Annotated in this window: 12 protein-coding genes; all 12 read right to left on the bottom strand. The window is 40.8% G+C overall.

The window, feature by feature from the left end; all coding sequences use genetic code 11:
• Positions 1-72: 72 nt before the first annotated feature.
• The 12 genes from HMPREF2979_RS04155 to HMPREF2979_RS04100 all read right to left on the bottom strand — a co-directional run bounded on the left by HMPREF2979_RS04155 (position 73) and on the right by HMPREF2979_RS04100 (position 11,853).
• On the bottom strand, positions 73-807 hold the full coding sequence (locus tag HMPREF2979_RS04155; RefSeq protein ID WP_070655306.1) for a PHP domain-containing protein: 735 nt from the start codon (positions 805-807) through the stop codon (positions 73-75).
• An 8-nt stretch (positions 808-815) separates the two neighbouring features.
• Positions 816-1,460, bottom strand: a complete 645-nt coding sequence (locus HMPREF2979_RS04150; protein WP_070655276.1) for a TIGR01906 family membrane protein — start codon at positions 1,458-1,460, stop codon at positions 816-818.
• Positions 1,450-2,223: a TIGR01457 family HAD-type hydrolase gene (locus HMPREF2979_RS04145; RefSeq protein ID WP_070655274.1), complete on the bottom strand. Its 774-nt coding sequence runs from the start codon at positions 2,221-2,223 to the stop codon at positions 1,450-1,452. Before HMPREF2979_RS04145 ends, HMPREF2979_RS04150 begins: the two co-directional genes overlap by 11 nt.
• A gap of 1 nt (position 2,224) precedes the next feature.
• Entirely contained in the window at positions 2,225-2,968 is a 744-nt protein-coding gene (locus HMPREF2979_RS04140) for an acyl-ACP thioesterase domain-containing protein (protein WP_070655273.1), read from the bottom strand.
• A complete protein-coding gene (gene hemW / locus HMPREF2979_RS04135; RefSeq protein ID WP_070655270.1) occupies positions 2,969-4,105 on the bottom strand; it encodes a radical SAM family heme chaperone HemW in 1,137 nt (378 codons plus the stop codon).
• A gap of 95 nt (positions 4,106-4,200) precedes the next feature.
• Complete coding sequence (locus tag HMPREF2979_RS04130; protein ID WP_070655268.1) at positions 4,201-4,941, bottom strand: hypothetical protein; 741 nt, start codon at positions 4,939-4,941, stop codon at positions 4,201-4,203.
• A 211-nt stretch (positions 4,942-5,152) separates the two neighbouring features.
• A complete protein-coding gene (locus tag HMPREF2979_RS04125) occupies positions 5,153-6,241 on the bottom strand; it encodes a hypothetical protein (protein ID WP_070655266.1) in 1,089 nt (362 codons plus the stop codon).
• 64 nt (positions 6,242-6,305) lie between these two features.
• Complete coding sequence (gene rfbB, locus HMPREF2979_RS04120; protein ID WP_002884100.1) at positions 6,306-7,352, bottom strand: dTDP-glucose 4,6-dehydratase; 1,047 nt, start codon at positions 7,350-7,352, stop codon at positions 6,306-6,308.
• A 202-nt stretch (positions 7,353-7,554) separates the two neighbouring features.
• A complete protein-coding gene (locus HMPREF2979_RS04115; protein WP_037600997.1) occupies positions 7,555-8,148 on the bottom strand; it encodes a dTDP-4-dehydrorhamnose 3,5-epimerase family protein in 594 nt (197 codons plus the stop codon).
• The gene (rfbA, locus tag HMPREF2979_RS04110; protein WP_002883992.1) at positions 8,148-9,017 is read right to left on the bottom strand and encodes a glucose-1-phosphate thymidylyltransferase RfbA; all 870 of its coding nucleotides are present in this window, start codon (positions 9,015-9,017) and stop codon (positions 8,148-8,150) included. Before rfbA ends, HMPREF2979_RS04115 begins: the two co-directional genes overlap by 1 nt.
• A 213-nt stretch (positions 9,018-9,230) precedes the next feature.
• On the bottom strand, positions 9,231-10,577 hold the full coding sequence (locus tag HMPREF2979_RS04105) for an acyl-CoA thioester hydrolase/BAAT C-terminal domain-containing protein (RefSeq protein ID WP_070655264.1): 1,347 nt from the start codon (positions 10,575-10,577) through the stop codon (positions 9,231-9,233).
• Positions 10,578-10,764: 187 nt separating this feature from the next.
• The gene (locus tag HMPREF2979_RS04100) at positions 10,765-11,853 is read right to left on the bottom strand and encodes an NAD(P)/FAD-dependent oxidoreductase (protein WP_070655263.1); all 1,089 of its coding nucleotides are present in this window, start codon (positions 11,851-11,853) and stop codon (positions 10,765-10,767) included.
• Positions 11,854-11,859: the final 6 nt, after the last annotated feature.

Here is an 11,859-nt window from a genome sequence, read left to right as displayed (position 1 = left end):
TAAATCCCACAACCACGCTTTTCCTTTAAGTTTTCCTTAAGAAAAAGACAGCTTCAGTTGAAGCCATCTTCGCTATATAATCATATCTTCAGTAATATCAAATTCTCTCAAGAGCCCCTGAATCTTATCAAAGTTCAGACGAAAATGCTCTAACTTATGCCCATCAGAGCCAATAGAATACTTGCGACATCCCAAATCCTTAACAAGGCCTAGGGCATAACGGTAGAGGTCTTCGTGATGATAGAGATACATACTCTTTGCATTCAGCTCAAAAGCCAAATCATTAGCAATCATTTTCTGGAAAATACGTTTGAGCTGTTCTTCATAAGCTTTTAACTCATCAACAGTCACGTCAAACAGTCGGAAACCATAGTCAAAATGGGCCAGAACATCTGCGTCCACACGGCCAATAGCATACTCCAACTTGTCCAGATACTCTTGAATAATGCTTGCCTTGTCCATATCAGCTACCTCATCATCAAGATAATCATTGACCCCATTATGGTGAACAGATAAAAGTTTGAGATCATAGTCCTTACCATCCAGAAAGTCTACAATATCCCTTTCCCTAGGCTGGTAATAACCAATCTCGATACCACGTTTAATACGATTGCCATACTTACGGTTAAGACTTTCAATCTCACGACTATAGGCCTCATACTCTGGCACATCATCCTGTTTGGTATAAGGATTAGAGAGATCATAATGCTCAGTCGTTACAATCTCCCCATCAAAATGCGTCAAATAATCAGTAAAGTTCGCATCCGAATCATAGGAATGATGGGTATGCAAATGGTTATCACGAATAGACATAACTACTCCTTATTTTTCAAATACATTTTAAGCTGCTTACGGGCCAACCAGGTCAGACTCACCATGATTCCCTCATAGACAAGAAAGAAAATGACAAAACACTGAAGGAAATACTCTTCTGGCAAAACGTTGATAATCGGGTCCAAGATTGGATTAAAGAGCCAACTGCTGTCCCCAGGAAAGAGTGCTTCATGAAAGAGCGTAAAAAACTCATCAAATCCGAGAAAAAGCCCCACAACCCCAATAAGGACCGGCAAGAGTGCTAGACTCATATAAAGTTTAACGTAAAGACCAAAGGTCCCTTTCTTCACATTTCGCCAAAGAGAGGTTACTGCTGGATAAGCTAGTAGAATAACAAGCCCCTGTACCAAATGAAAGAGCCACTTCACATCATGGAAATGCTTGAGCCCACTCTCCGACGATGGAAAATCAGGCATGGACAGATGATCAACCCAAGGAAAGGTCAGGTACTGCATGAGGATATTAAAATTATGCCAGAGCTCTGTCTTGCCAAGAATGACATAGTCCAAAAGATGCATCCAATCAATATCAAAATAATAAAAGCCCCATGCCAGATAAATCGTCACTAGGATAGACAGGGCCAAGAGCCAAATCGGAGTCAGAACAGCCTCAATTTTAGTTCGCATCAAAATTCCACTCCGCTAGACTAGAAAGTACATGGTCGGGTTTTACTGGTAAATTCGCAACCTCTTCCGCCTTGGTAAATCCAGTTGTCACAAGAAGTGTTGGAAAGTCATTTTTAATGCCAGCTGTAATATCAGTCAAGTAATTGTCACCAACCACGATAGTTTGACTACGTTCTGTCCCAAGGATTTCAAGAGCCTTGTTCATGATAATAGCTTCAGGTTTACCGATAATGATTGGTTTCACACGTGTTGCTGCCTCAATAAGGGCTAAAAGGGAACCGGCACCTGGAAGAAGGCCGCGTTCTGTTGGGATATTCAAATCTGGGTTTGTCCCAATAAACATAGCTCCTTTATGGATGGCAAGCGTTGCTTTAACCAACATTTCATAAGTGACTTCACGGTCCAAGCCCACCACAACATAGGCAGGATTTTCTTCGTCTACCGTATAACCTGCATCCGCAATAGCAGATTTAAGCCCAGTCTCACCGATAACATAAACCGTCTTGCCACGATTCATATCGTTCATGTAGTCAACTGTCGCCAAAGTAGCTGTGTAAATGGTCTCAAGAGGTGTTTCCAATTCACACTGATTACGCAAAAGCTCTTGCACCATCTCTGGTGTACGCATACTATTATTAGTCACAAAAAGATAGGGAATCTGACGCTTCTGTAACTCCTTAACGAAGGCTTCTCCCTCAGGAATACGGTCCTTGCCCTTGTAAATGGTTCCATCTAAATCAATCAAATAACCTTTATATGTCATCTTACTCGTCTCCTATTTTTTTCCATTGGATAATAGCCTGAGCATGAATATTGCCATCAACACAAATCTGATGTTGACTTCTCAAACTTTCTTGGTCAAACTCGTAGCCTGAATAAATCTCTGACCCATGATGAATTTCCTTAACATACTTGAGGTCAATATGGGCTGGTGTGTACTTGGTCAAAAAGTCCAAATCGAAAACATCCAACATCCACTCCAAGTACTTGCTATTATTAACGTGGCCATTCATATCTAGGTCAAAATAACGCACACGATAAAGCGTCTCAATTGGATTTTCCAAAGCCTTATAGCGAGGCCCTCTAAGCAATTTTTTAGTCTTATCAGCCCCATAAGGTGCTACCACCTCATCTGGCACTTCTGCTACCTTACGCGTTTCATAATCCATGAGAGCAAAAGTAGTCTTAAAGAGCATAATTTGCTGACCAGTTTCATCTGTGATGTAAAAATTACGGTAACAGAAAATCTTATTATAGGAAATAGCTTCCGTTGTAATAGTTACCTTTTCATTGTAGCGAGGCAGACGGTCAATCTCAATCGCATAGTCTGTCACAATCCAAACCAAACCGTACTTATCAAAAACGTCCTTGTCCGTATTTCCCAGAGACTCTGACTGCATACCAGATACTTGCAATGAAAAAGCCAATAAGTGCGGTAATTTTACCTGATGCGTGATATCCGTCTCATAAAACGGAATCTGATAAGGAATACTAAATTTTAATCCCATCTAATCCTCCAAGATAAATTGCTCAGCGACACTATCACCCAAAAAGAGTCCTCGTTTGGTCATACGAACCACCTCAGAATCCTTAACCAAGAGCCCATCTTCCTGTAGTTTTTTTACAATGTCTCCATAAGTATCCGCGAATGACAAGCCAAACTTCTCTTCAAAACGTTTGATAGACACACCCGACTTTTTACGCAAACCAAGGAAGAACTCCTCCTCCATCATCTCCGCCTTAGTCAGATGTTCTTCATTGAGTCTAGCATGACCATCCTCGGCTATAGCCTTTAGGTAATGTTGGATAGGCCCTCTATTGCGATAACGAACACCATTGACATAACCAGAGGCTCCAGCACCCACGCCATAATACTCATCATTATTCCAGTACATGAGATTGTGACGACTCTCCATCCCAGGTTTGGTAAAGTTTGAAATCTCGTAGTGCTCAAAACCATTGTTTTCCAACTCTTGGATAATATAGTCAAACATCTCTGCTTCCAAGTCCTCCGTTGGGAGATTGAGCTTACCTCGACGCATCTTATTCATAAAGACCGTGTGATGTTCCAATATCAAACTATAGAGACTTAGGTGTGGAATATCCAGTTCCAGTGCCTTTCTCACATTTTCCTTGACCTGATCCATGGTTTGACCAGGTAGCGCATAAATGAGGTCAATGGAAATATTATGAAAACCAGCAGCCTTCAAGCTATCAATACTTTCATAAATCTGTGCTTGATTGTGACTGCGACCAATTTGACGCAAGTGCTTGTCATCAAAGGTCTGAACCCCTAAAGATACGCGATTAACAGCTGATTTTTTGAGTACTTCAATCTTATCAACTGTCAAATCACCAGGATTAGCCTCAATAGTAAACTCCTCCAACTTAGACAAATCCAAATTTTTCTGAAGATGACTTAAAAGGTAGTCCAATTGCTCCGCAGAAATAGCTGTCGGTGTCCCACCACCAATATAAAGGGTACGAAGCTCCTTGATATCTAAAAGCTCCCACTCACGAATCAAAGCCCGTAGGTAGTCATCAACGGGCTGATTTTTAATAAAGACCTTGGAAAAGTCGCAATAATAACAAATTTGTGTGCAAAATGGAATGTGCACATAGGCTGACGTTGGTTTTGTTTGCATGTAACTATTCTACCATTTTTTAAGCAGAAATGAGACCTCGAATGATAAGAGTGTGAGCCAAAAAAGAAGCCATCTCTCCAGATAGCTTCTATACTTTATTTTGTTAATGAGAATGGGAAAGCATTATAGTTGCTATAATCAAAGGTTGGTCCCAAGTCAGAGATGAATTGAACTGGCGTGTAAGTTCCATTTTCAAGAATAAAGCCTGGCTTAGCTTGGAAACCAGCTCCCCCTAGTCCAGTAATACCAGGAAGCAAGGTTGAAAAATCGCCACCCTCCCAAACGTAGAGATTACCAGAAATTTGAACAGCTTTTGCAGTTGTAGAGCTTTGACGATAGGGTTCGTAATCGACATTGAAATTTGCCTTTGAAGTAATGTTGCCATCAGCATCAACTGTAAAACTAATGTCTGTTGCTTGAGGACTCGTACCAGTCCAAGTTCCAACCAAAGCTGCTGGGACAGGAGCGTCACTTTGGGTATCAGCTGTTGCTTGACTAGACTTGTTTGACTCAGAAGCAGCACTACCATTTGTCTCTGCTTGAGCATCATTTCCAGCTGAGGCTTGATTTTTTGAAGAGCTAGCTTCAGGAGCACTCACTTCTTCTTGACCTTGAGAATCCTTTGAAGCTGAAGCTTCTGTCTTAGCCTTTTTAGCAGACTTCTTCTCAGATGTTTTTGTATTAGGAGATGACTTCGCTACTTTAGAAGTTGACGTTGTAGATGATGCTGCAGTGTCTTTTTCTGACTTAGAGCCACATCCGACAAGTGCTCCAGAAACAGCTACAGACAACAAAACAAGTGAGCAAACACGAATAACTTTTCTTTTCATTTTCATAAACCTCTTTTCTATATGTCTATTATATCTATTTTGTTACAGAAATCAAGTGTTTTGTGTAACTTTTGTAATATTTATGTAATCAATTGTATCGCTGTCATAAGTTAATGTCGTATTTACTAGTAAAAAAAAGTCCATCACTCCTTGAGGAATGATAGACTCTTGACTATTATTTAAGTACTTCTTATCTTATCTGATAGAGATATTGTGATTAGCGAGTGTCTTCTCTTTCAAGATAACCTTTATAAGAGAGAAGGTTAAAGCTATCCTCTAAGAGAATAATGCGCTTACCACCATCTACAAGGACATAATAGTATGACTTGCTCGCATCGTGGTAGATGTCATTAACACTCTTAGCCTGAAAACCATGTGACTTAAGAGACTTCTGTATTTTAGCAAACTCTTTTTGCACCTTATCATTATCTATACTGCCTGATTGATCCACCAGATATTCTTTTAAAGTCTTAGCAATTAAGATATCTTTACCATCAGAATCTGTAGTAACAACCCCATTTTCAGAGATAGTCCCTTCTCCTTCTGAATCATCATCGGAATCAAATTTTTTCCATTGCCCAACAAAAACTTTTGGAACCGCTGCCTTATGAAAAAGACATGTCTTTTTTAAATCTTTGGTACTTCTTGATCCATAGTAGAGGTCTGATAAGAATAAATCTAGAACTAAGTTTGTCCCATCTTTCTGAATCAGATTATAGTATCCAAACACTTTCGTCTTTACCAGGATGATCTCTTTTGTCTGTAATTGGTATTTCTTGTCAAAATCAGCAATCGTTTTTAGTTTTGAATTACTGACATCTTCTAAACGTGCTTCAAACTCCTGTCTAACTTTATTACCAATAGAGATTTCTTTGATTTCTTCTTCCCTATAGCCTGCAACAAGTTTTGACTTCTTCCCACTTAAATCATAAACCAAACCAACATTATCATTAGTTACCCACAAACCTCCCAAGTTTGTTCCTTTGGAAGAAAACAAAAAGAGTCCAAGACTTGTTGCTACAACAAGAAATATAGCAATCCCAAGACCAATAAAAGTCTTCCTGCCAAACTTTTTCTTCTTAACAAAAACCATTTGCTGTGAATAAGCTGGGTTAACCATTTGACCAGTCATTTGATTTGGTAAAGGCATGGCTCCTTCAGTCACGGAATTTCCATTGTTGGAAAAAGTAGCTTGTTTTCCTTCCATAACAAATTCACCATTTAGAAGGGCCTGCTGACACTCCTGAATAGTGGGCTTTCGATTATTAATCGCTTCAAAATATTCAATCCATTCTTTTCTATTCATCATCTCTCCTAAGATTTCTTAATAGAAAAATCTATCACTAGCTTGGAAGTGATAGATTTCCCAATTATTTAAGCACTTCTTGTGTCTTAGCGTAGTTAGCTTCAACAGCTTCTTTTTCGGCTTTCCACCAGTCTTGGTGATCTGTGTACCACTTGATTGTTTCTTCCAAACCTGATTCAAAGTTTGTAAATTGTGGTTCCCAACCAAGTTCTTCACGCAATTTTGTTGAGTCAATAGCGTAACGCAAATCATGACCAGCACGGTCTGTTACACGATCGTAAGCATCTTTTGGTTGACCCATTTTTTCAAGGATGAGTTCAAGAACTTCCTTGTTATTCTTTTCACCATCAGCACCAATCAAGTAAGTTTCACCGATACGACCTTTAGTGAGGATAGCCCAAACACCAGTTGAATGGTCGTTAGTGTGAATCCAGTCACGGACGTTTTTACCTTCACCATAAAGTTTTGGTTTAATACCTGACAAGATATTGGTAATTTGACGTGGGATGAATTTTTCGATGTGTTGGTATGGTCCATAGTTGTTTGAGCAGTTTGAAATAGTTGCCTTAACACCAAATGAACGCACCCATGCTTTAACGATAAGGTCTGAAGCAGCCTTAGTTGATGAGTATGGTGATGATGGGTTGTATTTTGTTTCTGCTGTGAATTTTTCACCAGGACCTTCACCGTGTCCAGGAAGATCTTCGCGCAATGGAAGGTCACCATACACTTCGTCTGTTGATACGTGGTGGAAACGAATATCGTATTTACGAGCAGCTTCCAAGAGTGTGTAAGTACCAATGAAGTTTGTGTGGATAAATGGTGATGGGTCGTTCAATGAATTATCGTTGTGGCTTTCAGCCGCATAGTGAACGATAGCATCAGCCTTAGCAGCCAATTTATCAACCAATTCAGCATCAGCAATATCACCAACAACCAATTCAACACGGTCACCAAGGATTTCTTCAATGTTGGCACGGTTACCAGCGTAAGTGAGTTTGTCAAGGACAGTCACATGTACGTCTGGATGATTGTTGTAGACATAGTGTACGAAGTTTGAACCGATGAAACCTGCGCCACCAGTTACGATGATATTTTTATATTCAGTCATTTTTTCTCCAAATTTCTTAGTTCCTTGACCGTTCCTTTAGCTAGTGAGGGACGCCAGCAACCCTTCGGTTTCATGGCTAAATCCGGAGCCTAAGTCTCCAGATTTCCCTACAAGATTCCCTTAGGGAATCTTGTTTTCACTAGGGCAGGAACAATCTTATAACGCTCCTTGCAGTCGCGATACTGCTATGCAAGACTCATTCTTACAAATCTTCTGCTTTTAGGGGTTTAACATCTTTGAGTAATGGGTGGTTTTTATCTGCTTCTGAGACTTCTGCTTCTTCCAAGTTTTCCCACTTGATATCAAGGCTTGGGTCAGCATAGTTGACAAAGGCGTATTTTGGTTTGAGTTCAAGTGCCCAGTAGTCGTTCACAAGGTAGCTGTAGGATACTTTGTCAGATAAAACTTGGAAACCATTGGCAACACCACGAGGAACGAAGATTCCTTTTGAGGCATCAATGACTGTTTGGTAAGTATTTCCAAACGTTTCGCCTTCACGAAGGTCAACCCATGTTCCAAGAACCTTTCCTTCATCTGCTACTGAGATGTATTTATCCCAAGGCTCAGCGTGCAAACCACGTAAAACATTTTTTCGTGAGAAAGAAACATTGTTTTGCAATTTTCCTTCTGCAAAGAATGATTCTGGAAAACCAAGCGGCAACATTTTTTCCTTTTGGAAGTTTTCCTTGAACCATCCACGGTTATCTCCATGTACTGGAATATCAAATTCAAGTAAACCTGGGATGGCTTCAATCTTACGTGCAGCTAATTCTTTACCAAAAAATTGTTCAGTCATTATGCTTCTCCAATCAAACGGAGCAAATATTGCCCGTATTCATTCTTCTTAAGTGGTTGTGCCAATTCGAGGACCTGCTCTTTAGTAATGTAGCCCATGCGATAGGCAATTTCCTCAAGGTTAGCCACTTGAACATTTTGCAAACGTTGAACTGTTTCAATGTACTGAGCAGCTTGCAAGAGACTTTCGTGAGTGCCTGTATCCAACCAAGCAAAGCCACGTCCCATAAGTTCAACAGAGAGGTCACCACGTTCTAAGTAAGCCTTGTTAACATCCGTGATTTCAAGTTCGCCACGAGGACTTGGCTTGATATTTTTGGCAATTTCCACAACATCATTGTCATAGAAATAAAGACCAGTTACAGCAAAGTTTGATTTTGGATGCTCAGGTTTTTCCTCGATTGAGATGGCATTCATATTGTCGTCAAATTCAACAACACCAAAACGTTCTGGATCCTTAACTTGATAACCAAAGACTGTAGCTCCTTTTTCCTTAGCTTCGGCACGTTGAAGCATAGCAGAAAGACCATTGCCATGGAAAATATTGTCCCCAAGAACAAGGGCAACACTATCATCACCAATGAAGTCTTCACCAATGATAAAGGCTTGAGCCAATCCATCTGGACTTGGTTGTACTGCGTAAGAAAGGGAAATACCGAACTCAGAACCATCACCAAGGAGCTCTTCAAAACGTGGAAGGTCCTGTGGTGTTGAGATGATGAGGATTTCCTTAATACCAGCCAACATAAGCGTTGATAGTGGGTAATAAATCATTGGTTTATCGTAAATCGGCATCAGTTGTTTTGATGCAGCACGAGTCAATGGATACAAACGCGTCCCTGAACCGCCTGCAAGAATAATACCTTTCATAAGAAGGCTCCTTTTTTCTCTAATATATTACCTATATTTTAGCATTTTTCAGCCCTCTTGTCACGGTAAACCCTATGTTCTTAAGCTTTCATTAAGAAAATCACAAGTGTCCATTTTCTTAATCCAATGAAAAAAGGATTTCGATTGAAACCCTTTTAGATTGAAGATAACCTCTTGTAGCACTTTCCTTAGAAAGCGTAATCATCATCTTCTTCAGTGCCTTTGTGCACTCATCCAGTCAAAGATACTGTTATAGGTTTGCCCATTGACACTAGCTCGAGAGCCACCGCCATAGGTTGGGTCAGTGGCTACCATACCACTATAACCATCCCAATTTTTCGTATTTTCAGGATGCTGAACGCCAATCACCTGGTCATGGAAGAAATAAATCCAAGCCCAATGCCCATCATACTCTGTACCAGGAAGATCAGTCCCGGTAGCTGTTTCAAAGTATGAAAACCATTTGTTAGAAGCTCCAGAGGTAATCAAACTCTTGTATAGAGGCAAGACACTATTTTCTGGTTGAACTGTTGCGTCTGCTTTCGTGTGAATCAACCACATAGGCTGGTCCTTCAGTTTATCAATCCCAGATTGGTCAATAGTTAAGGGAGCAGCAATTGGAATGAGAGCTGCAAAATAATCTGGATAGGTTGCTCCCATGGTCAAGACCATACCACCACCATTGGAAACCCCTGCAAGATAAATTCGTCCCTTATCTACCTCTGGGTGATTGGCTAGGTAGGTATCAATGGTCTCTTTGAGTTGTGATGCATTATCCGACCCCCAAGGTGTCTGCGTTTGAACAGCAAGCACATTGACCCCACGCGCCTGATCACCAGTTGTTAAGAAATGGCCTTGAATATCAGGCTGGGTAAGCGCATAGACGTCATTTGAAAGAAGGGGAATATTTATATCTGTCCCTCTTTCACCAATGCCGTGTAGCCAGACTATCAAAGGTTTGGTGCTATTTCCCGTACCGGTCTGGGCACTATAAGCCGCATACTGCATGTTACCTACCTGCCCTCGCTCATCGAAAACCTCCGTTGTTGGCATCAAACGATTATTGATGGCATCTTGCTCAGAAGACACCATTTGCGACTGACTACTACCTTCTGCCACTACTGACAAATCTTTCATCGATACCATATAACTTTCCAGCCATTGGTTAGTCCAAGTAGAAAGGTTAAAATACATAGGTTCAGCATTTCCACCCATGTTGTAGCGATTATAAGAAGGTAGGCTCAATTCAAGTGTCACGTACTTGCTGTTATCATAATAGACCACATGCCCCTGATCGTCGGACACATAAGAATTCGTCACCTGACGGCTAACTCCTGCTGTTGTAACCTGGGTTGAGCTGTGGACAACCTCTGGTGTGACCTTCTGATTAAATTCAAAAATGACTTTGGTTACAGCAGGACCAAACTCATAACTCTCTAGGACAATTCTTGTCTTTGTCACAGCCAAGTCTTCTGCTGCCCCTGCTTTGACAGACAAGCCTAAACTTATGGCTAACAAGGAAACAAAGACTGTCACATATACTTTAACTTTTTGGAACATAGTCCCTCCCCATTTTTTATTAGTATTCACCTACAATCGATGAACAGTTACTATTTTATCATTTTCTAATCAAATAAGAAATGGATGTAAATAACTCTAATAAAAAAAGAATCAGCCAACATCCCTCAATAGCAAGAAATAGCCAACTGATTCTTGAGTCTAAATATCTAGAATAACTTTAATACTATTAGTCTTTTTTCTTAATGTACTGAGCCACTGGATAGTCCGCACTATCCAAGCTACCAGGTCGATTCATGGCCAAATCAACCAGATTTTTTCCAATCAGTGGCCCTGTCGTGAGCCCTGAAGATCCTAAACCAGAAGCAACAAGGACACTCTCAAGCTCTGGAACTTCTCCAAAGAAAGGAGAGAAATCACTCGTGTAGGCTCTCGTTCCCACACGTTCTGAGAAGGACTTAGCCGTGCTTAAGTCAGGGAAATAGGTCTTAGCCTCTTCCTCCAGACTTGCAAGTACAGTCTCATCAACTGTCAAATCAAAGCCTTGGTCATTTTCGTGGCTGGCTCCTACCGAAATCTTTCCACCAGCAAATGGGATAACATCTAGTTCACCCTCTGGCATCAAAACAGGCAACTTACCAGTATCTAACCCCTCAAAGAAATAGTCACGTAATTGACCTTTTTGGGGGCGAACATCTACTTCAAAACCAAGGGGTTCAAGCGTTTGACCTAGCCAGGCACCACAAGCGAGAATGACCTTATCAAAAGTTTGAGCATTAATCTCGTAAGTGCCATTGTCAAGAGGAGAGAGTGTAACTCGTCCCCCCACCTTTTCAAAACCAGAGGCATCAATCAAGGTAGCTGTCAACTCTGCCCCTTCCACTCTGGCTCCTCCAGAAGCATAGAGATAATGGTCAAATCCAGTGAATTCAGGGAGATTCTCAGCATTTTTTATAGAGAGTTCACCAATAATGGGTGATTCTTCTAGTCTCGTTTCTGCATGCTGGTACAAAGCGTCCAATTTACTATCGTCTTTCTTGAGAAGGGCTACACCAGACTGATCATAGAAGCTCGTGTCATAACCATCCTTTTTAAGATCTGAAACTAAATCTTGGTAAAAATCGGCTCCCAAACGGGCCATGCGATACCAGGCCTTATTACGACGCTTGGAAAACCAGGGGCTGATAATACCAGCTGCTGCCTTGGTTGCTTGTCCAAGACCATGATCAAATACTGTAACTTCTACGCCTTTTTCTTTTGATAAGTAATAGGCAGCCGTTGAACCGACAATACCTGCTCCAACAATTGCAATTTTCATTTTTTA

It is taken from the genome of Streptococcus sp. HMSC078H12 (genome assembly GCF_001814615.1).
Classification (GTDB): domain Bacteria; phylum Bacillota; class Bacilli; order Lactobacillales; family Streptococcaceae; genus Streptococcus; species Streptococcus salivarius_F.
Note: the sequence above shows the minus strand (reverse complement) of the source record. Positions and strands in the feature narration are given on the sequence as shown.